21 protein-coding genes and 1 tRNA gene are annotated in these 19,611 nt (G+C 55.6%); 19 read left to right on the top strand and 3 right to left on the bottom strand.

Annotated features, from left to right (window positions below; all coding sequences use genetic code 11):
- The first annotated feature begins 10 nt into the window (after window positions 1-10).
- Together K1718_RS25460 and K1718_RS25455 are read left to right on the top strand one after the other, a co-directional pair.
- Complete coding sequence (locus K1718_RS25460; RefSeq protein WP_209006735.1) at window positions 11-547, top strand: TRAP transporter small permease; 537 nt, start codon at window positions 11-13, stop codon at window positions 545-547.
- Window position 548: 1 nt separating this feature from the next.
- Complete coding sequence (locus tag K1718_RS25455) at window positions 549-1,829, top strand: TRAP transporter large permease (protein WP_265680374.1); 1,281 nt, start codon at window positions 549-551, stop codon at window positions 1,827-1,829.
- Window positions 1,830-2,491: 662 nt separating this feature from the next.
- Here the strand turns inward: K1718_RS25455 and K1718_RS25450 are convergent.
- Entirely contained in the window at window positions 2,492-2,905 is a 414-nt protein-coding gene (locus K1718_RS25450) for a VOC family protein (RefSeq protein WP_265680375.1), read from the bottom strand.
- A 405-nt stretch (window positions 2,906-3,310) separates the two neighbouring features.
- On the opposite strand from K1718_RS25450, the gene K1718_RS25445 reads away from it, so the two are divergent.
- Window positions 3,311-3,787, top strand: a complete 477-nt coding sequence (locus K1718_RS25445; RefSeq protein ID WP_265680376.1) for a GNAT family N-acetyltransferase — start codon at window positions 3,311-3,313, stop codon at window positions 3,785-3,787.
- 40 nt (window positions 3,788-3,827) lie between these two features.
- Here the strand turns inward: K1718_RS25445 and K1718_RS25440 are convergent, their stop codons facing one another.
- Window positions 3,828-5,402: an ABC-F family ATP-binding cassette domain-containing protein gene (locus K1718_RS25440; RefSeq protein ID WP_265680377.1), complete on the bottom strand. Its 1,575-nt coding sequence runs from the start codon at window positions 5,400-5,402 to the stop codon at window positions 3,828-3,830.
- Window positions 5,403-5,998: 596 nt separating this feature from the next.
- On the opposite strand from K1718_RS25440, the gene K1718_RS25435 reads away from it, so the two are divergent.
- On the top strand, window positions 5,999-6,376 hold the full coding sequence (locus tag K1718_RS25435) for a VOC family protein (protein WP_152503741.1): 378 nt from the start codon (window positions 5,999-6,001) through the stop codon (window positions 6,374-6,376).
- Between the two features lie 187 nt (window positions 6,377-6,563).
- Here the strand turns inward: K1718_RS25435 and K1718_RS25430 are convergent.
- A tRNA-Ser gene (locus K1718_RS25430) sits at window positions 6,564-6,653 on the bottom strand.
- A 568-nt stretch (window positions 6,654-7,221) separates the two neighbouring features.
- Between K1718_RS25430 and K1718_RS25425 the strand changes: the two genes are divergently transcribed.
- The 15 genes from K1718_RS25425 (at window position 7,222) to K1718_RS25355 (ending at window position 19,496) form a co-directional block, all read left to right on the top strand.
- Window positions 7,222-7,869: a 50S ribosomal protein L21 gene (locus tag K1718_RS25425; RefSeq protein WP_152503740.1), complete on the top strand. Its 648-nt coding sequence runs from the start codon at window positions 7,222-7,224 to the stop codon at window positions 7,867-7,869.
- A gap of 56 nt (window positions 7,870-7,925) precedes the next feature.
- On the top strand, window positions 7,926-8,195 hold the full coding sequence (rpmA, locus tag K1718_RS25420) for a 50S ribosomal protein L27 (protein ID WP_152503739.1): 270 nt from the start codon (window positions 7,926-7,928) through the stop codon (window positions 8,193-8,195).
- A gap of 141 nt (window positions 8,196-8,336) precedes the next feature.
- Complete coding sequence (locus K1718_RS25415; protein WP_265680378.1) at window positions 8,337-8,942, top strand: GNAT family N-acetyltransferase; 606 nt, start codon at window positions 8,337-8,339, stop codon at window positions 8,940-8,942.
- Window positions 8,939-9,508 carry a GNAT family N-acetyltransferase gene (locus K1718_RS25410; RefSeq protein ID WP_152503738.1) on the top strand — a complete coding sequence of 190 codons (570 nt, stop codon included), beginning with the start codon at window positions 8,939-8,941 and terminating at the stop codon, window positions 9,506-9,508. The genes K1718_RS25415 and K1718_RS25410 overlap by 4 nt, the downstream gene beginning before the upstream one ends.
- The gene (locus tag K1718_RS25405) at window positions 9,505-10,059 is read left to right on the top strand and encodes a GNAT family N-acetyltransferase (protein WP_265680379.1); all 555 of its coding nucleotides are present in this window, start codon (window positions 9,505-9,507) and stop codon (window positions 10,057-10,059) included. Before K1718_RS25410 ends, K1718_RS25405 begins: the two co-directional genes overlap by 4 nt.
- Window positions 10,046-10,591 (top strand): GNAT family N-acetyltransferase, encoded by a 546-nt coding sequence (locus K1718_RS25400; RefSeq protein ID WP_152503736.1) that lies wholly within the window; start codon window positions 10,046-10,048, stop codon window positions 10,589-10,591. Before K1718_RS25405 ends, K1718_RS25400 begins: the two co-directional genes overlap by 14 nt.
- A 49-nt stretch (window positions 10,592-10,640) precedes the next feature.
- Entirely contained in the window at window positions 10,641-11,687 is a 1,047-nt protein-coding gene (gene obgE / locus K1718_RS25395; protein ID WP_265680380.1) for a GTPase ObgE, read from the top strand.
- Window positions 11,684-12,820 (top strand): glutamate 5-kinase, encoded by a 1,137-nt coding sequence (gene proB / locus K1718_RS25390; protein WP_418068146.1) that lies wholly within the window; start codon window positions 11,684-11,686, stop codon window positions 12,818-12,820. The genes obgE and proB overlap by 4 nt, the downstream gene beginning before the upstream one ends.
- Before the next feature lie 50 nt (window positions 12,821-12,870).
- A complete protein-coding gene (locus K1718_RS25385; protein WP_265680382.1) occupies window positions 12,871-14,151 on the top strand; it encodes a glutamate-5-semialdehyde dehydrogenase in 1,281 nt (426 codons plus the stop codon).
- Between the two features lie 10 nt (window positions 14,152-14,161).
- Window positions 14,162-14,800, top strand: a complete 639-nt coding sequence (locus tag K1718_RS25380) for a nicotinate-nucleotide adenylyltransferase (protein WP_152503732.1) — start codon at window positions 14,162-14,164, stop codon at window positions 14,798-14,800.
- A 202-nt stretch (window positions 14,801-15,002) separates the two neighbouring features.
- On the top strand, window positions 15,003-15,413 hold the full coding sequence (gene rsfS / locus K1718_RS25375) for a ribosome silencing factor (RefSeq protein WP_209006734.1): 411 nt from the start codon (window positions 15,003-15,005) through the stop codon (window positions 15,411-15,413).
- 97 nt (window positions 15,414-15,510) lie between these two features.
- Complete coding sequence (gene rlmH / locus K1718_RS25370) at window positions 15,511-15,993, top strand: 23S rRNA (pseudouridine(1915)-N(3))-methyltransferase RlmH (RefSeq protein ID WP_152503731.1); 483 nt, start codon at window positions 15,511-15,513, stop codon at window positions 15,991-15,993.
- 33 nt (window positions 15,994-16,026) lie between these two features.
- Window positions 16,027-16,524 (top strand): GNAT family N-acetyltransferase, encoded by a 498-nt coding sequence (locus K1718_RS25365; protein WP_152503730.1) that lies wholly within the window; start codon window positions 16,027-16,029, stop codon window positions 16,522-16,524.
- A 297-nt stretch (window positions 16,525-16,821) separates the two neighbouring features.
- Entirely contained in the window at window positions 16,822-18,171 is a 1,350-nt protein-coding gene (locus tag K1718_RS25360; RefSeq protein WP_152503729.1) for a murein hydrolase activator EnvC family protein, read from the top strand.
- Entirely contained in the window at window positions 18,168-19,496 is a 1,329-nt protein-coding gene (locus K1718_RS25355; RefSeq protein ID WP_152503728.1) for a S41 family peptidase, read from the top strand. The genes K1718_RS25360 and K1718_RS25355 overlap by 4 nt, the downstream gene beginning before the upstream one ends.
- Window positions 19,497-19,611: the final 115 nt, after the last annotated feature.

The following is a 19,611-nucleotide window of genomic DNA, read 5'->3' as shown; positions in this document are numbered from 1 at the left end:
TTGGGGGAATATGATGTCGCACACCGGAAGCTTACTGGACCGGCTCGAACTTTGGCTGGTCTGGTTGAAACGTGTCTGCGTGTTGGTAGGGTCTGTGGCTCTCGTCGTTCTCGTTGCAACGTTCGGCTGGCTCGTGTTCGGGCGATACGTTCTCAATCAAACCCCCACCTGGGTCGAACAGCTCGCTCTTCTTCTCATTTGTTACATCACTTTCCTTGGTGCTGCCGTAGGCATTCACGAGGAGTCCCACCTTGGCGTCACCCTTGTTCGCGATGCTCTTCCGCCAAAGATCAGACAATTGCTGCTGCTTCTGACGGATTTCGTGCTTGCCGTCTTTGGTGGCGTGATGCTGGTCGCTGGTCTTGAGCTCTTCAACTTCGGCTGGTCGACGTTGCTGCCCATGCTCAACATTCCTGAAAGCATAAGAACCGCAGCTGCGGTTGCCTGCGGCGGATTGATGGTTGTCTTTGCCGGAGCCCGCTTTCTGCTGCGCGGACGATGCGCCTTGCGCGGTGAGATCTACGAAAACAAAGAAAAGGTAAGCTGAGATGGGTCTCGCAATTTTGCTGGGTGTTTTTGCCGTCAGCGTCGTTCTTGGTGTGCCTGTTGCGTTTGCCATGGGAATATCTGCGGCGGCGGCATTCTGGTACGAAGGCTTCCCCTTGCTGATGACCTTTCAGCGGACCATTTCGGGGGTCACCACCTTTTCTTTGCTGGCCATCCCGTTTTTCGTGTTTGCCGGAGAACTGATGCTGCATGGAGGGATCGCCGTCCGGCTTGTTAAATTCGCATCCTCACTGGTCGGCCATATTCGCGGCGGTCTGGCGTCGGTCAATATATTCTCAAGCATGCTGTTCGGCGGCATTTCCGGCTCTGCCATTGCAGATATCTCGGCGCTTGGGTCGCTGCTCATTCCTGTCATGAAGGAAAAGGGCTACCGGCCGGACTACGCGGTTAACGTGACCGTGACATCGTCTATCGCAGGCATTGTTATTCCGCCGAGCCACAACATGATCATTTTCGTTGTTGCCGCCGGTGGGGGCATCTCGATCTCCAAATTGTTTCTGGCTGGCGTGATTCCGGGCATTCTCATGTGCCTGTGTCTGGCTATTGCCGCCTACTTCGTGGCTTTGAAACACAATTACGGATCTGAACCTTTCCCTGGCTGGCAGGTCGTTGCGCAAACGGCCATCACTGCAATCCCGGGCCTGATCACAGCCGTGATCATTGTCGGCGGCGTGTTGTCCGGCATCTTCACCGTCACTGAGTCTGGCGCCTTCGGTGCCATCTATGCGCTCGTTCTGACAGCCGTTGCCTATCGAACGCTCGGATGGAACGAATTTGTCGTCTCCGTCACCTCAGCCCTCAGAACAACCGCGATGGTGATGATCCTGATCGGGTTTGCGAGCTCTTTTGCCTATCTTCTGGCGCTTTATCAGGTGCCGACAAAACTCAGCGAATTTCTCCTTGGTATCTCCGAAAACAAGATCGCCATCCTGTTGATGATCAATCTGATGTTGCTCATGCTCGGAATGATCATGGACATGGCTGCCCTGATCCTGATCTGCACACCGATTTTCCTGCCAATCGCTCGTGACCTTGGTATGGACCCGGTGCAGTTCGGCATCATGATGCTGGTCAATCTTGGTCTCGGACTGTGCACACCGCCTGTCGGCACCTGTCTTTTCGTTGGCTGCGCCGTCGGCAAGATCAAGATCGAAGAGGCCCTGAAATCCATCTGGCCGTTCTATCTGGCACTGTTCGTGGCCCTTATGCTGATCACGTATGTACCTGCGTTCTCAATGTACCTGCCGTCGCTGTTCGAATAGGTCCAAAAAAGCGGGTGCTTCTGCGCTTTGAAATCATGCTCAAACACCAAGTCCGATCCTGTTGAGACCCGGAGGTCAAAATCCAATGCCCACGGCTAACTGAGAAGTCGAAGTTCACCAAACACAGTGTATCTCAATACTTCAGCACACAATTTGGGTATTCTCCCTGAGCGGTTCATTTTGTGTGTTAAACAACTATTTAAGCACTTCACTCTGCAAATCTCTTGCAAGTGAATAGAATGCTTTGTGTGTACTTCCTGTTGTCTTTATTTGCCATATGCAACACTTTAAGGATGCGAGTCAGTGCGAAATACATATTTTTTGGCATAAGCGGTCTCCCTCACCAATTCGGGACTAGCCGCAGTGTGATGCAATGTTTGGAAACCAAGAAGTGTCTTCTTATCATAAAATTACGTAAGGATTATTAGAATTACGTATTACATTGAACGTAATAAATAAAAATAAAATTTTTACATGTTCGGATTAAGCTCAAGTATTTTAGTTTGCATTATTCTTAGATATTTGATGATTATCTATTAAGAATTGAAAATCTCGCTCTTACTTAGTCTGTCAATTTGCCGCTGCCGATCCTGAAGAAAGTCGGTCTTGGTCAGGTCCATTGGCCTTTCCAAGAACTCTAAGATCAGGAAATCATGCTGCGATCAGTCCCGTCCGGGCTCATCAGGATTGCTGGAGAAAAGTGCAATCTTGTTGCCCTGCGGATCGCGAAGGTAGCCGACGTAAAAACGGGGACCGTATGAGGCACGGAAGCCCGGCTGGCCCTCGTCAGTGCCGCCGGCGGCGAGCGCAGCGGCGTGAAGGTCTCGAACCTGCTGCTGACTGCGAGCTTCAAAGGCAATCATGGCGCCGTTGCCAGCGGACGCCGTATTTCCGTCAAAGGGAGGTTTGACATAGAATTCCGGCTGAACGGCAGACTGTCCTGATTTGACAGGCAGCGTATAGCTCAGGCCCTCGGGACTCTCTTCCAGCGTATAGTCAAGGGCCGGCAGAATCGCGGAGTAGAACTGCTTTGCCCGCGCGATGTCATCAGCACCAACAGTGACGTATGCAATCATGCTGTGACTGCCCTTCCAGAGGTATTTGTGCAACGAGTTTGTTGCCTTATTAAGTAGAGCAACACACATTTGGGCTCAATTGCGATCTGACCTCACGGCGGTCTCTTGCGCGCTCGCACACGCCCGCCAAAATGCCTGTTGGTTGAATGCCGCACCAAAGCAGACATTGATGTGATCAGGCTGAGAGCACTTTTGTAGGCCATTTGGCCATTCAGATTTCGGACGGATGGAAAAAGTAACGTCTAAAATTCACCGCAGCTTTTGACAAACGCTCAACAGACTGGCTCTCCAAATTGCGCCTGGCCACCACATATGAGTGGATGAAATGGTCAACTTAAGACTGCGCTGTTCGCTGCTCGAGCAGGACACCCCTAGTCCATCATTTAACTGCCAAGGGAACTTGCCTTGAGACACAACATCGCTTTTGCCCGTCTGCCTGACATTGAGCCCGCCGAGATTGAGTCTCACATGTCTGACCCAAGGGTCGCGGAACACATGCCGCTTTTGACATTCGAATGGGACGCGGCAGCTGTGGCGAATTTTGTTACTCAGAAGGAAAAGTGCTGGGAGCGCGATGGGCTCGGCCACTGGGCGATATTGTCAGATGGCCGCTATGTTGGTTGGGGCGGTTTTCAGAAAGAGGGTGATGAGTGGGATTTCGGACTGGTTCTGCGGCCCGATGCCTTCGGTCTGGGAACTTCGATATCGAAAAAGGCGTTGGAGTTTGCGAAAGCAGACGAACGCATTCCATTCGTGACATTTCTTTTGCCGCCATCCCGCAAGAACCTGGGGGCTCTCAAGCGGATTGGAGCGCACTGTATCGGCGAGATTGAGTATGACGGTGCAAAATTCCTTAAGTTCCGACTTGAGACCGATCAATAACAACCAGACTTGATCGCCAGGTAAACGCTCAAATTTGGCTTCAAAGGGAAAGCGTTCGTTCCACGCGAATGTTCTGCAGAAATGCTTCATCGTGACTGACAACCAGGATCGCGCCATCGTAGTCGGTCAACGCCCTTTCAAGAATTTCGATCGCCTCGATGTCGAGATGATTGTTCGGCTCATCCAGCAGCAGGAGTTGGCGTGGTCTGCTATGCCCGAGCGTGCAGGCAAGACCAGCGCGCAAGCGCTGTCCGCCGCTGAGAGATCCGACCTTCTGCTTTGCGTCATCTCCTCGAAACAGAAATCGCGCCAGGATCGCCCGTCGCTCATTCTCGCCGGCATCCGGGTCGAGCCGCGCAAAGGCGTCTCGTACGGTCTCTTCCGGTTTCAGCAGGCTAAGATCCTGATCCAAAAGTGCCGTTGGAACATGAACCGAGACAGATCCGCTTTGTGGTTGAAGATCGCCGTGGATGCACGCAAGTAAAGTCGATTTGCCCGACCCATTCCTGCCTTCAATCGCGACACGTTCCGGTCCGCGAACCGCAAAGGATACGTCCTGAAGCAGGGGTGCCCCACCTGAATATCGGAACCTGAGGTCCTCAACGCGCAGCACATCACGACCGGCAGCAAGTCCGGATGGAGGAATATCCATCTTGAGGGGCTGCAAGATCTCGACGGACTTCTGCGCCGCTTCCAAAACATCAGCGGCGGCCTGGGCCTGGCGGCGTTTAAGACGTGCTGCAGCACTGCCTGAAGACTGACTTCGTTCTTTTGCAGCATTTAGAATGAGCTTGGACTGGCTGCCGGATGCGCGGAGTTGTTTGCCTTGCCGGTCGGTGCGGGCCTTTCGTTCCATGGCCAGCTGCGCACGTGCTTGCGTATGTGTGACGGCCTGTTCTGCCCGCGCGAGTTCGGCTTCGGAGTGTGCCAATTCAGCGGCTTTCTTTTGGCGATAGGTTTCGTAATTGCCACCGTAGCTGCGCGCACCAAGGCTCGTCAGCTCGACGATTGCGTCCATCGCCCCCAGCAAAATCCGGTCGTGGCTGGCAATAATCGCGCAACCGTTCCACGCCCGTAGTGCGTCGATCACACTGCGGCGTCCCGCTTCGTCGAGGTGATTGGTTGGTTCATCCAGCAAGAGTACATCCGGTTCTGCGAACATCAGCGCGGCGAGAGCCGCACGCGTGCGCTGCCCACCGGAGAGGGAACTGACCGGCAGGTCGATAGGCTGTTCGAGCCCCAGGTTTGAGAGGGCTGCGCCCAGTCGGGCCTCCAATGTCCAATCAGTATTTGCCAGATCTTCCGCCGTTGCCTCACCGCGTTCCGCACGATCCAGAAGGGCGAGTTGATCACGAACATCGAATAGATCGGCTAGCGTCTCGTTGGGGTGCTGTGCAGGATCCTGCCGGAGGAAACCGACCGATGGCGGTTTAATGATCTTGCCGCTCACAGGAGCGATCTCACCGCAGATCAGACGCAAGAGGGTCGTCTTGCCTGTACCGTTTCGACCGACAAGTCCCGTTCGGACCGGCCCGAAAGTCAGATTCAAATTGTCGAAAAGAAAGGTGTTGTCAGGAGTTTGCCAACTCAGGTTGGCGATAACGATAGAAGACATGGAAGATGCTCACGATTGCAAACCTCTGGGTTCAGGTGGTGAGCGTGTGGTCCATCGTCTTGTTCCAGTTCCTTGTATCTCTACCGGATCTCGTGTCTCTGCTGAATATAGGAACGGCCTTACAGAACCTCAATACACAGGGCGCGTTGTTCAGAAGCTGTTTTCGCAGGCGGTAGTTGATGCGAATGTCCACGTTTCCAAGACACACGGTAGTTTTGTTCGGAAAGAAGGCACTTGCGTATGATGAAAAAACCTTACGGCCTGCATTTGATGGCTCAACTGGACGTCGGAAAATGGGTTTTGAAAAACGAGAAGTCATTGATCTGGAGCGGCTATGAATATCGCAAACAATAGCGCATTTTTGGAAAATGGCGGACCTGCTGGGAGAATGTCGGAACCTTTTTGGCGACATTTCCGGAGAGCTGGAGCGCTGGGGAGCAATTCTAACGGCCCTAGCGGAGCCAGACGAGGAATACGCTGAAGTATCTCCCATGTAGGAATTGAACAAGAGTCAAAGTCTGCAATCAGCTCAAAGTACCAAATGGTGCAAGTGGCACGAATGTCGGCTAATCGGTCACCCGAGAGAGAAGAATAAAATGCTAAAAGGCGCAGTTTTATATGCAAAGAGCCTCGAAAACCTGACTCAGTTTTACCTTCAAATTGGTGGTCAGATTACCGACGAAAGAAAAGGAGAGTTCTCTGCCATTACGAATAGAGGTTCCGAGCTCATTATACTTCAAGCACCAAGCGAAATTGCGTCTCAGATCGTCATCAACGACCCTCCTGCCATTCGCTCAGCAACACCGTTGAAGCTAATACTTGAGACGTCTTCGATTGAAGACACTTTGCACGAAATATTGAAGTTCGGCGGCAGACCTGTTCCGGGCGCAAAGCTCTGGAAATTCCGACAGTATCTTGTTCAGGACATAGTAGATCCAGAAGGAAACGTCGTTCAACTCTGGCAATCAGAATAGGGTCTAAGCGAGCGCTAGTTTGTCATGCTGCAAGGTTCGATTGGTCCGAGTTCGGTCCATTTGGCAGATGTTTGCCCAACATACGCCCGATGGATAAGTTGAGTGACCTAAACTCGACCTTGAAGATTATGAATTAGTTGTTCTGGTACCGCTATATGTGCAGCAAACGCCAGAGCTTCATGAAAAATGGCGGAGAGAGGGGGATTCGAACCCCCGGAACGCTTGCGCGCTCAACGGTTTTCGAGACCGCCCCGTTCAACCACTCCGGCACCTCTCCGCGGCACTTTGAGAAAAACGGGTCTCAAGTGGCGCGGAACATAGACAAGCTCCGTACAGCCCGCAAGTCCGGATTTCAGTTCTTCACCCCGATTGTCGATATCGGTGGAAACCGATTGGAATCCGCGCGCGGATACGCACGGTTGAGCCTGTTTTCAGGCCGTTCTTGACATAGTTGGACCCGGTTCGGGACACGAAAGCACTACGAGTGAGCTTTGTGCGTAGACAAGCGAATTGCAGCCTCTCAGTTGACTTGCCGGAAGAAAGCCGGCTCACTTGCACCAAGCGATTCATTCCGCTGCGCTTTTTAGCAGCGCTCGACCGTATTTCCGTTTGACATCCTCCGCGTGCCGATTATATTGCGCGGGCTCGAAAAGGTTAGCTTTTTCGGGTTTTCTTTGTCGTTCTAGGCCTGCCGGGCAATCAAGCTTTAAGCGAAACCCGTCACAAAGACCTGTCAACCGTTCGCGGGGAGACTGGCGCCTGAGGTCGACCTGAATACAGCCGGATCAACGATCCATCAGGATCTTGAACGGCATGTCAAAAACGAAAAGAAGGACGTGCGAGACATGTTCGCAGTGATCAAAACCGGTGGCAAACAGTATACTGTTGCCGCAGATGACCTCCTGAAGGTCGAAAAACTTGAAGCCGAAGCCGGCAGCACCGTCACTTTTGATGAAGTGCTTATGGTTGGCAACGACACCGACACAACCGTTGGCGCACCGACTGTTGAAGGTGCCAGCGTAGTTGCAGAAGTGGTCGAGCAGGGCCGCGGCCGCAAGGTAATAATTTTCAAGAAGCGCCGGCGTCAGAATTCACGCCGCCGCAATGGCCACCGTCAGTCCTTCACCCTGGTAAAGGTGACCGACATCCTGACCGGTGGTGCAAAGCCGGCCAAGAAGGCTGCGCCGAAAAAGGCAGCGCCGAAAAAAGCCGAAGAGCCGAAAGCTGAAGAAGCCAAGGCTGCAGAGAAAAAAGAAGACGCAGCTGTTGAGCCGCTCTTCACCGCACCGGAAGGCAAGGACGATCTGAAGAAGATCTCCGGCGTTGGCCCGGTACTTGAGAAGAAACTGAACGCTCTGGGCATCACCACCTATGAGCAGATCGTCAACTTCTCAGCGGAAGACATCGCCCGCGTTGATGAGGTCCTGAACTTCAAGGGCCGTATCGAACGCGACAACTGGGTTGATCAGGCCAAGGAACTGGCTGGCAAATAAGCCACCGTTTTCTTAGAGACTGACTAAAAGTATTCGAAGAACGAGGAGTTCTAACGATGGCACATAAAAAGGCAGGCGGTTCATCCCGCAACGGCCGCGACTCAGCTGGCCGCCGTCTTGGCATCAAAAAATACGGCGGGGAAGCAGTGATTCCCGGCAACATTATCGCTCGTCAGCGTGGCACACAGTGGCACCCGGGCAACGGCGTGGGCATGGGTAAGGACCATACCATTTTCGCGACCGTGGAAGGCAAGGTTGAGTTTCAGGCGAAAGCCAACAAACGAACCTACATCAATGTGGTCCCAGTGGCGGAAGCTGCGGAGTAAAGCCGACGTGAAGTTTCGAAGCGCCGGCGTCCCACAAGACCCCGGCAATTCGAGACAGGTCAGCAACCAAAGACCAGTCGAAGATCCAAGGGGGAGATGGGGCGCCATCTCCCCCTTGATTTGTTCTGACTGGAGGAAAAGATGGTTGTTGAAAGTGATGGACTGTTAGACGAAAGCTGTTTGGTTGCGGCCCCGTTGCCGCAGGAAGCGGTTCATGTGCGGCTCGACAAACCGCGAATGGACGATCTGGCCGATCTTGTGTTTTTGGCCAACAACAAGACCGTTGCGGCAAACCTCGCCGCAATGCCTCACCCCTATACGATTGAAAACGCCCGTACGCTTGTGAAACAGGCGGCCCGGGTTCGTGACAAGTCGGCTATGTTTGCGATCCGGCTGAAGAGCACGGGCCGGTTGATTGGTGTTGCCAAATATGCGCCCGTGGACGCGGAAGGTCCGGTCCATATCGGCTATTGGCTCGGCGAGCCTTTCTGGGGGCAGGGACTGGCGACTGAGGCCGTGCATGCGCTGGTCGATCATGCCTTCACCTATCACGACATCAATGAACTGCAGGGCTCCTGCAGGGTCACCAATCCGGCGTCCCGTCGGGTGCTTGTCAAATCCGGGTTCCAGTTCAGGGACCAGGCGATGATTCGGTCGATCGGCGCAGGCGGCTCCGTACCGATTGAACGCTACACGCTGGAACGCACCGTTTGGAAGTCTTTGAAAGGATGGGGGCAGGGACGATGACTGGACTGCAGGAATTGAAGACGCGACGACTGGTTCTGCGACCGATTGCCATGTCGGATGCTGATGCGATCGTGGAGCTTGGCGGCAAGGATTTTGCTGTTGCCCGCTGGATCAGCTCCTTTGCCTGGCCTTATGAGGAAGGCTCTGCCGAAGCTTTCCTGAAAACGGTGGTTGGAAAGGACCCGCTGAAAACGGAAGCCGTTTTCGCGATCACGCTTGGTGGTGTTTTCATTGGCGTTGCTGCAGTTGAGGCACCGGGAGATCTGGAAGATCTGCCTGACCTGCCGACCATCGGGTATTGGATCGGCCGCGCGTTCCAGGGCCATGGTTATGCCAGTGAAGCGGTGGAAGCGGTGATTGATTGGGCGTTTGCCAGCTACCGGACGGAGGCTATCGCTGCGCGGGCGTTTGAGGACAATTTCCGGTCTCGTGGACTGCTGCGCAAGATGGGTTTCAAGCCTTACAGCATGACAGAGCGGTTCTCCAGAGCGCTCGACAGGCGGGTGTCCAATGTCGTCGTGCGTCTGGCGCGAGCCGATTTCGAGGCGCGGAAGGAAGCGGCGTGAAACTGCCGAGTATGAGAACCGGACGTCTTTCGCTGCGTCCGGTTCTGGAAAAGGATCTCTCGGATCTGGTCCGTCTCATCGACGACTATGATGTCGCCAAGATGCTCACGACTGTGCCGCATCCTTATGCGCTTTCCGATGCGCGCGACTGGCACGGGCAAACCGCGGTAGAAGGACGGGACGGGGAGCGAGCATTTGCGATCGACAAGGGTCAGGGACTGATCGGTGTTGTGTCTTGCGGCAAACCAGACGGGACACCTGAGTTCGGATACTGGCTTGCCAGAAGATACTGGGGTCAGGGCATCATGACTGAGGCGGGCAAGGCGGTGTTGGCGTGGCATTTTGACTGTTCGCCCGGCGCACCGGTCTTGAGCGGGGCACTGGACGAAAATCGGGCGTCGCTCAATGTTCTCACCAAGCTCGGATTCACCGAGATCGGGCCATATCGCCTTTCTATCAGGTCGCGGGGAGAAACGCTCCCAGCAACACGTATGAAACTGGAACCGGAAGCTTTTGAGCGGATGCGGGAAGGTAATCATGAGCGCGGTTAGCCTGAAAACAAGCCGGCTTGAGTTGCGGCCGCCAGAGCCGGACGATCTGGAGCGCTGTGCTGAACTCCTCGGTGACTATGAAGTCGTCAAAATGCTCTCACGCGTCCCTTATCCCTACGACCTGGAAGCCGGAAAGGACTATCTTGCTCGGTCAGTGGAACGCTGGCGAGACGTGGCATCAGCTGACGAGTTGGGGTTTCATATTGACCATGACGGCCAAATGATCGGGGCGATTGGCTTCAAGACATTGCAGGAGACCCCGAAGATCGGCTATTGGCTTGGGCGCTCCTATTGGGGCAACGGGTTTATGAGCGAGGCGGTCCAGGCTGCTGTAACCTGGCTGTTCCGGAATACCGCGCATGATCTTCTGGCCGGCGAAGCCATGATTGAGAATTCCGGTTCGCTGAAAGTGCTGGAAAAACTTGGCTTTCGTGGGGTTTCAAAAGTTGACTGCGAAAGCGTTTCGCGCGGCAGCTCCGTGCCGGCACTTCGAACGGAAGTCACTCGAACTGAATTTCTGAACGGCCACTGACCGTCGCTGGACCAGGGCCTGACAGCAGGACAAGAAAAAAGAGAAGAAAATGAAATTCCTCGATCAGGCCAAGATTTATGTGCGTTCCGGCAATGGGGGCGCCGGGTGTGTGTCGTTTCGCCGAGAAAAATACATTGAATATGGCGGCCCGGACGGCGGAGACGGCGGTAAGGGCGGCGATGTGATTGTAGAGTGTGTTGATGGTCTCAATACCCTGATCGACTATCGCTACAAACAGCATTTCAAAGCAGGGACAGGCATCCATGGCATGGGGCGCAACCGAACAGGTGCCCATGGTGATGACGTGGTTCTGAAAGTTCCGGTCGGCACCCAGATCCTTGAAGAGGACAACGAAACGCTGATTGCCGATCTGACGGAGCTTGGCCAGCGTGTTCTTCTGATGAAGGGCGGCAATGGCGGTTTCGGCAATGCGCATTTCAAATCGTCCGTAAACCAGGCGCCACGCCGGGCAAATCCGGGTCTGGAAGGAGAGGAGAAGTGGATCTGGCTTCGTCTCAAGCTGATTGCAGACGCGGGGCTGGTTGGACTGCCGAATGCCGGTAAGTCCACTTTTCTGGCAACGGTCTCGGCCGCAAAGCCGAAAATCGCCGACTACCCGTTCACCACCCTCCACCCCAATCTCGGTATCGTCCAGATCGATGGACACAGCTTTGCAATGGCCGATATTCCCGGCCTGATCGAAGGCGCGCATGAAGGCACGGGCCTTGGCGACCGGTTTCTCGGACATGTCGAACGTACACGGGTGTTGCTGCATCTCGTTGACGGGTCGGGCGAAGAAGACCCTGGCGAAGCCTACCGTGTCGTGCGCGGTGAACTTGAGGCCTATGGTGCAGGGCTCATGGACAAGCCGGAGATCGTCGCCTTGTCGAAATGTGATGCACTCACGGACGACCTGATTGCTGAAAGGTCGGCGAGCCTGGAGGTTGCCTGTGGCCAGAAGCCGTTGGTGCTGTCATCGGCAAGTGGCCAGAATGTCGATCGGGCTTTGCGCATGATCGTGCGTGCAATCGACAAGGACAAGGAAGATGCCGCCAATCAGGTGCCTGCGCCTGAACAGGAGGGCTGGCACCCCTGATGTCCAGAAGTCTGAAATCTTTCAATCGGATCGTCGTCAAGATCGGATCTGCCCTGCTGGTTGATCAGGGCGAATTGAAACGGGCCTGGCTCGACGCGCTTGTCTCCGACATTGTGTCTTTGTCGGAGGCAGGAGCGGACATCCTGATCGTTTCTTCGGGCTCGATTGCACTCGGGCGGGGTGTCTTGGGGTTACCGGCAGGCCCGTTGAAACTTGAGGAAAGTCAGGCAGCAGCAGCAGCCGGACAGATTGCGCTTGCACAGGCCTATGCGGATGCACTCGGTAGGCATGGTAAAAAGGCCGGCCAGATCCTGTTGACGCTCGGCGATACGGAAGAACGCAGGCGGTACCTGAACGCGCGCGCCACCATTGGCATGCTGTTGAAGATGGGTGCCGTGCCAATCGTCAACGAGAACGATTCTGTCGCGACCTCGGAAATTCGATATGGCGACAATGACAGGTTGGCCGCACGGGTTGCCACCATGGCCAGCGCGGATTGTCTCGTGCTCCTGTCAGATATCGATGGGCTGTACACCGCGCCGCCGAGTGAAGATCCTGATGCTGTCTTTCTGCCTGAAGTGCCGCGTATCACGCGAGAGATCGAAGCCATGGCGGGCAGTGCCGGGTCAGAACTCTCCCGCGGAGGAATGAAGACCAAGATCGATGCGGGCAAGATCGCGACAGCGGCCGGAACAACAATGATCATTACCTCCGGCAAGGAACTCAATCCATTGAAGCGCTTGGCTGAGGGTGGGCGGGGAACATGGTTTCCCGCTCTCGGTTCTCCCGCAAGCGCCCGCAAGGCCTGGATTGGCGGGCACCTGGAGCCGCGTGGACGGATAACGTTGGACGAAGGTGCGGTTCAGGCCATGAAATCCGGCAAAAGCCTGCTGCCCGCCGGGGTTTCATCCGTGTCGGGTGCGTTTACGCGTGGGGATGCCGTAATCGTGGAGACCCTGCAGGGGCGCATCATTGGTCGTGGGCTGATCGCATATGACGCAGATGAGGCAAGGCTGATTGCGGGACGCAACAGCCGTGAGATTGAAGCAATTGTCGGATACCCGGGCCGGGCTGAGATGATCCACCGGGACGATCTTGTGCTGGATGATGTCTTTTTGCACGGAAAAGGCTAAAAAGTCACAAAACAGGCGGTCTGGTAACCGCAATTTGGGAGTTTGGAAGAATGTTGGAAGCGGTCGAAGCAATGACGACTGAGGATCTGATGGCGGAGATCGGGCAGCGCGCCCGAGCCGCCGGGCATGTCCTGGCGACCGCACCAGCTGATCAGAAAAACGATGCGCTGCGCAAAATGGCGGAGGCCGTTCGTCAGGCAACACCAGACATTCTGGCTGGCAACAAGCTGGACGTCGACGCCATGACCGCAAATGGTCAGACGGCGGCGTTTCTCGATCGCGGCACGTTGACGGCCGAGCGCATCGAAGCCATTGCAGCCGCGCTGGAAGACATCGTTGCGCTTGACGATCCTGTGGGCAGCGTCATGGCGGCATGGGAGCGGCCCAACGGACTGAAGATCGAACGGGTTCGGACACCTCTTGGAGTGATCGGCGTTATTTATGAGAGCCGCCCCAATGTGACAGCCGACGCCGGTGCACTGTGTCTTAAAGCCGGGAACGCTGTCGTTCTTCGCGGTGGTTCTGACACGATCCACTCCAACAGGGCCATTCATGCGGCGCTGCAAAAGGGCCTGTCCGCCGCAGGGCTGCCGGAAGATGCGATCCAGATTGTGCCGGTAACGGATAGGGCTGCAGTCGGCGAGATGCTGCGTGGCCTTGGTGGCAATCTTGATGTGATTGTTCCGCGCGGCGGCCGGAGCCTGGTTGAACGCGTGCAAACTGAAGCGCGCGTGCCGGTATTTGCTCATTTGGAAGGTCTGGTTCACATTTTCCTCGACAAGTCGGCGGATCTGGAGAAATCACTGGACATTGTCGTCAATTCAAAGCTGCGCCGCACCGGCATTTGCGGTGCGCTTGAGACGCTACTGGTGCATGAGGGTGTCGCAAACAGCCATATGCCTCAGATCATCAGGGCTCTTCAGGAAAAGGGATGTGAAATTCGAGGCGACGACCGTGTGCGCGACATTTGTGAAGGCGTTGTGCCGGCAAGTGAAGAGGACTGGTCCACTGAATATCTCGACAAGATCCTGTCGGTGAAGGTCGTGCCGGATCTGAATGCGGCGATGTCTCATATCAGCCGGCATGGGTCCAGCCACACCGACTGTATCCTGTCTGAAGATCAGGCAGCAGCGGACCGTTTTCAGAGCGAGGTCGATTCAGCGATTGTTCTGCACAATGCGTCAACGCAATTTGCCGACGGCGGTGAGTTCGGCATGGGCGCTGAAATTGGCATTGCGACAGGCCGTATGCATGCGCGTGGTCCGGTTGGCGTCGAACAGCTTACCAGCTTCAAATACAAGGTTCGTGGTACGGGTCAGACCCGTCCATGAGACTTCGCGCATGAGTGAAGGAAATCCGGTCTCAGAACTTGACTGGCAGTGGCTGAAATTGCCTCACGCCGAAGCTGGCAATCGCATCGGCATTTTCGGCGGATCCTTCAATCCCCCTCATTCGGGGCACCGTCTGGTTGCGATCACCGCTTTGAAAAGGCTTGGTCTCGATCAGATCTGGTGGCTGGTGACGCCGGGAAACCCTCTCAAGAGCCATTCAGATCTGGCGCCTCTTGATTTGCGGCTGCGTAAGACAAGAGCGCTTGCAGATCATCCGCGCATGAAAGTGACTGCATTTGAGAAAGTGCTCGGATCAGCCTACACCGCGAAAACCGTCACGTCGCTGAGGGCAATAAGGCCGAAAGTCCGATTCGTTTGGGTCATGGGTGCTGACAATCTTGCAAGCTTTCATCACTGGCAGGATTGGCGAGAAATCGTTGGTTCGGTTCCGATCGCGGTGGTTGACCGGCCTGGTGCTTCCTTGTCGACAGTGTCTGCACCTATGGCAAAAGCGTTTGAAAAATATAGGCTTCCGGAGAAGAGTGCGGCCATGCTTCCGGACTTGCAACCACCGGTCTGGACTTTCTTGCACACGCCCCTCGATCAAACGTCATCCACTGATCTGAGGCTAACGAAATCCGGGGTGTGACCGGCAATTTTGCCAAGAAAACCCGCTTGTCTTGAAAATGCCAAAAGGGAAGCGGTATTATAGGGTCGGTCGCGACGAGCGCGGCCGAGGTACGGTCAACCGGTCCTGTCTCCAAAACGGGTGACGTACGAAACCGAAACCATCGGTTCGTGACGACGTTGGGAACAGGGCGGACAAACGGCGAAAGGCACTACATCTGACCATGACCTTTGACAGTGAGCGGGCAACCATGTCCACTCCTCTGAAGGCTTCCGTAAGCAAAGATCTTGCGGCAGACCTCCTCGATACGGTCCTCACCAGTCTTGACGATTCCAAAGCTGAGGACGTCGTTACTCTAAACATCGCAGGAAAAAGCTCCCTGGCAGATCACATGGTGATCGTGTCCGGACGCTCCCATCGACATGTGGGCGCGATCGCGGATCATCTGCTCAAGGACCTGAAATCGGCTGGCGCACGCACCTCAACGGTGGAAGGCCAGGCGACATGCGATTGGGTGCTGATTGATGCGGGCGATGTGATCGTTCACATTTTCCGTCCGGAAGTTCGCGGCTTCTACAATTTGGAGAAGATGTGGGCGCCGGATTCGGATGACGCGCCGCAGTATGTTGGCTGACATACGGCTTTGAAGTCCTGACTTGGCCGGCGGTTGAGCCTGGGCTTCGCGATGCCGATGGAGTGATAACCGGAAACTTCGTTCCGGCGAGGAATTTATGCGCTTTACGCTTTCCTGCATTGGCCGGATGAAGGCCGGTGCGGACAAAGACCTTTTCGACCGATATCTGGACCGGGCGCGCAAATCCGGACGGGGTCTGGGTATTACCGGCGTCTCTCTCTCTGAACATCCTGAAAGCCGTGCGCAGCGGCCTGAAGATCGTAAGGCGGAAGAGGCAAAGGTCATCCAGCAGTCGCTGCCGCCGGGCGCTCGCCTGATTGTTCTCGATGAGCATGGCAAGAACCTGACCAGTCCGGCTTTCAGCCAGAAGCTTGAAGGTTGGAAGGATGAGGGCATTTCGGAAGTTGTCTTTGCTATCGGTGGGGCTGATGGGCACGGTCAGGAGCTTTTGGAACGGGCAGACCTGAAACTGGCGCTGGGTGCGATGACATGGCCGCATCAGATTGCGCGGATCCTGCTTGCAGAGCAGATCTATCGGGCCATAACCATCCAGGCCGGACATCCTTACCACCGGGTCTGACCCATATATGTGCTTCTCAGGAGACAGGGCAACATGCCGCCAATTCTGACGACCGACCGCTTGACGTTGCGGCCGATGAAAATGGACGATTGGCCGAGCTACGAGCAGTTGATGCTATCCGATCGGTCGCGATTCATGGGGGGGCCATTCACCCGCTTCAATGCCTGGGGGCTGTTCTGTCAGGATGTCGCACAGTGGCACCTGATGGATCACGGTGCACTGATGATCGACGACAGTCAGACAGGTGAGTGTCTGGGTCAGGTCGGTATCAATCACGGACCTCTCTTTCCCGAACATGAGCTTGGCTGGTTCGTTTACGCACATGCCGAAGGCAGGGGAATTGCGTTCGAAGCTGCAAGTGCCTTTCGCGATTGGGCGAGAAACCAGCGCCGTCTGCCGGGATTGGTGAGTTATATGGACCCTGAAAACGAACGCTCCGCCTGCCTTGCAAAACGCCTGGGTGCGACGCTGGACAACGATGCGCCGCGACCTGATCCACAGGATATCGTCTATCGCCACTTTGGCGGTTAGGGCGTAAGCTTGGAAGCTAAGACTCCATGCCGCCGGGTTCGGCGGGCCTTGCCGAGCGTTCGAAATGGCGGAAATCTTGGCTTCTGCCCGTATCTCGCCGCATTCGGCGATTATCGCTCAAAGATTACCGGACAAACAAGGTTACGCGATACACCGGTGGAAGGCGTCGTTAGTGAACTATTTATTAGGGTAAACGGTTCGTTAACGCAGACTGTGTATCGGTGAATAAGATAACCTTTTGGGAGCTTAGGCAGGTTGTTACCGGATCGCATCAGATTTGCGAGACCTGGACTTGAGATGCGGATAGTCAAACGACCGCTCTTGAGCTGCCTGCTTGTGGCTGCACTGGCGCTGCCTGCAAACGGATTGGCGACGGAAAGCGTCGACGAGAGTTCTCAGGAGCAGACAGAACTTGCCCCGGAAGTGAACGCAGCTCTGGAGCGGAAGAAACAACGCGAGCAGGAACTGGCCGCGCTCTCTCGTGACATCGACGTATCAACTGATCGGCAGGCCGCCATCGCGCGCGAAATCAGGGCGCTTGATCGGGATCGTGAAACGCTGAATGCGAAAATCATCAGCACGTCCGACACGATCAAAGGGCTTGAAACCGAGCTGACGGCAACGGAACGTCGGTTGCGCGCACTTGGTGAGAACGAAGACGCGGTTCGACTGTCTTTGATTGCACGGCGGGATATTTTGGCAGAAGTGCTGGCAGCCCTGCAGCGAATTGGCAAACGGCCTCCGCCCGCACTTGCCGTGCGCCCCAGTGATGCTCTGTCTGCCGTACGTAGCGCCATTTTGTTGAACGCCGTTATGCCCGAGCTGAAGGTCGAAACCGAGGCGCTTGCCGCCGACCTTGAAGAATTGCACCGGCTGAAAACGGTGATCGCGGATGAAAAGAACCGACTGCGCGGCGATGCCATGCGGTTGGCTGAGGAAAGGTCGCGTCTGGAATTGCTGTTGAGCGCAAAGCGGCAGGAACATCAAAAATCGGTACGCGTGCTGGAACAAGAGCAAAAGCGCGCGGAAGAACTGGCCAACAAAGCCGGGTCCCTGCAGGAGCTGATCGCAAGTCTGGAAGCCGAAATCGAGAGTGCACGTGAGGCTGCGGAAAAGTCGCGCCAGGCTGCTCTGGACGCAAAACAACAAGATTCGCGGAAATTTGATCCGTTCTCTGACCCCGGCCGTCTTGCGCCGGCAATCGCATTTGATGATGCTGTCGGGCAGCTGCCGCAACCGGTCGTCGGCACGTTGTTGAAGGATTTCGGTGAAGAAGATGATTTTGGTGGGGAGACCGAAGGTCAATCTATCGCCACAAGGCCGGGCTCTAATGTAACCTCACCTGCAGACGGTTGGGTTGTTTATTCAGGTCCGTTCCGATCTTTCGGACAGCTCTTGATCCTGAATACGGGTGATGGCTACCATGTGCTCCTGGCCGGTATGGACCGGATAGACGCGGAATTGGGGCAGTTTGTTTTGACCGGGGAACCGGTCGGTGTGATGGGCGCGACCCAATGGGCGAGCGCTTCGACTTTCGGCTTGGGTTCAACCCAACCGATCCTATATGTTGAATTTCGAAAAGACGGCCGTGCGATAAACCCCACACCTTGGTGGGCGCGCACAGAAGAGGAAAAGGCTCGCGGATGATACGGAAAGCTTCCTTGCTGGTTGTCGGTGCTCTGATGGGTGCTGTGGCAGTCACGACCATGTCCCAGATGCCGCTGAACGTTTCAGTGGCGGCCAATGCGGCCGCGACGGACACTTATCGGCAGCTCAATCTGTTCGGTGACGTTTTCGAAAGAGTGCGCTCGGACTATGTGGAAGTGCCTGACGATGCGCAGCTGATCGAAAGCGCCATCAACGGAATGCTGACTTCCCTCGACCCGCACTCCAGCTACATGTCTCCAAAAAGCTTCCGGGACATGCAGGTGCAGACCCGCGGTGAATTCGGTGGCCTTGGCATCGAAGTGACGATGGAAGAGGGCCTCGTGAAAGTGGTGTCTCCGATCGATGAGACACCGGCTGCCAAAGCAGGCGTTCTTGCGGGTGACCTGATCACCTATATTGACGGCGAGCAGGTTCAGGGACTGACCCTGAATGAGGCCGTTGAAAAAATGCGCGGTCCGGTCAACACCGATATCGTTGTGACCATCCGCCGTAAGGGTGCCGCTGAACCGTTCGACATCACAATCACGCGTGACGTCATCCGCATTCGCTCTGTTCGCTGGCGCGAAGAAGACGACGTCGGATATGTGCGCGTCACGCAATTCAACGAGCAAACTTTCGACGGCTTGAAGAAAGGCATCGAGCAGATGTCTGAGAGCATCGGTGAAGACAAGCTGAAAGGCTTCATCATCGATTTGCGCAACAATCCAGGCGGATTGCTGGATCAGGCGATTGCCGTTTCAGACGCTTTCCTGGATCGCGGTGAAATTGTCTCCACGCGAGGCCGTGAGGCAGATGAAACGCAGCGCTACAATGCGCGTGCTGGCGATCTGACCACAGGCAAGCCTGTGATCATTCTGGTCAACGGTGGCTCCGCATCGGCATCCGAGATCGTTGCAGGCGCTCTTCAGGATCACCGTCGTGCCACTATTCTCGGCACCCGGTCCTTCGGCAAAGGGTCCGTGCAGACCATCATCCCGCTTGGCGCTAACGGCGCGATCCGTCTGACAACGGCTCGTTACTACACGCCGTCCGGCAATTCGATCCAGGCAAAGGGCATCGTTCCGGACATTGAAGCTTTGCAGGAACTGCCGGAAGAGCTGGTCGGTCGTGTCGACACCAAAGGTGAGGCTGGACTTCGCGGTCACCTGGAAGCCGACGGTGAAGAGGAAAGCGGCAGCCAGGCCTACGTGCCGGCAGATCCGGAAGACGACACCCAATTGAAACTCGCGCTGGATCTCCTGCGCGGCGTTCAGGTCGACAGCGCATTCCCGCCTGTCTCAGACAGCGCTGCTGTCAAAAACTAACAAGTAACACGCGCTGGTCCGCCAGCGCGTGCCCTCCGTTTCGTTCTGCGTATCAAAACAACAATGATGACGCCGGTAGCTGGTGCGAGTCTCAGCCAGACCCGGTCAACGGGCT

It is taken from the genome of Roseibium porphyridii, assembly GCF_026191725.2.
Classification (GTDB): Bacteria; Pseudomonadota; Alphaproteobacteria; order Rhizobiales; family Stappiaceae; genus Roseibium; species Roseibium porphyridii.
This window is presented reverse-complemented; position numbering and strand designations above follow the sequence as displayed.

Excerpts from the sequence above, each read along its gene's own strand:
- K1718_RS25355 (WP_152503728.1), top strand. The coding sequence starts at position 18,168 with ATGATACGGAAAGCTTCCTTGCTGGTTGTCGGTGCTCTGATGGGTGCT.
- K1718_RS25455 (WP_265680374.1), top strand. The coding sequence starts at position 549 with ATGGGTCTCGCAATTTTGCTGGGTGTTTTTGCCGTCAGCGTCGTTCTT.
- K1718_RS25365 (WP_152503730.1), top strand. The coding sequence starts at position 16,027 with ATGCCGCCAATTCTGACGACCGACCGCTTGACGTTGCGGCCGATGAAA.
- K1718_RS25360 (WP_152503729.1), top strand. The coding sequence starts at position 16,822 with ATGCGGATAGTCAAACGACCGCTCTTGAGCTGCCTGCTTGTGGCTGCA.
- K1718_RS25440 (WP_265680377.1), bottom strand. The coding sequence starts at position 5,402 with ATGTCTTCTATCGTTATCGCCAACCTGAGTTGGCAAACTCCTGACAAC.
- K1718_RS25435 (WP_152503741.1), top strand. The coding sequence starts at position 5,999 with ATGCTAAAAGGCGCAGTTTTATATGCAAAGAGCCTCGAAAACCTGACT.
- K1718_RS25460 (WP_209006735.1), top strand. The coding sequence starts at position 11 with ATGATGTCGCACACCGGAAGCTTACTGGACCGGCTCGAACTTTGGCTG.
- K1718_RS25400 (WP_152503736.1), top strand. The coding sequence starts at position 10,046 with ATGAGCGCGGTTAGCCTGAAAACAAGCCGGCTTGAGTTGCGGCCGCCA.
- K1718_RS25410 (WP_152503738.1), top strand. The coding sequence starts at position 8,939 with ATGACTGGACTGCAGGAATTGAAGACGCGACGACTGGTTCTGCGACCG.
- K1718_RS25380 (WP_152503732.1), top strand. The coding sequence starts at position 14,162 with ATGAGTGAAGGAAATCCGGTCTCAGAACTTGACTGGCAGTGGCTGAAA.
- rlmH (WP_152503731.1), top strand. The coding sequence starts at position 15,511 with ATGCGCTTTACGCTTTCCTGCATTGGCCGGATGAAGGCCGGTGCGGAC.
- K1718_RS25385 (WP_265680382.1), top strand. The coding sequence starts at position 12,871 with ATGTTGGAAGCGGTCGAAGCAATGACGACTGAGGATCTGATGGCGGAG.
- K1718_RS25415 (WP_265680378.1), top strand. The coding sequence starts at position 8,337 with ATGGTTGTTGAAAGTGATGGACTGTTAGACGAAAGCTGTTTGGTTGCG.
- rpmA (WP_152503739.1), top strand. The coding sequence starts at position 7,926 with ATGGCACATAAAAAGGCAGGCGGTTCATCCCGCAACGGCCGCGACTCA.
- obgE (WP_265680380.1), top strand. The coding sequence starts at position 10,641 with ATGAAATTCCTCGATCAGGCCAAGATTTATGTGCGTTCCGGCAATGGG.
- K1718_RS25450 (WP_265680375.1), bottom strand. The coding sequence starts at position 2,905 with ATGATTGCATACGTCACTGTTGGTGCTGATGACATCGCGCGGGCAAAG.
- rsfS (WP_209006734.1), top strand. The coding sequence starts at position 15,003 with ATGACCTTTGACAGTGAGCGGGCAACCATGTCCACTCCTCTGAAGGCT.
- K1718_RS25425 (WP_152503740.1), top strand. The coding sequence starts at position 7,222 with ATGTTCGCAGTGATCAAAACCGGTGGCAAACAGTATACTGTTGCCGCA.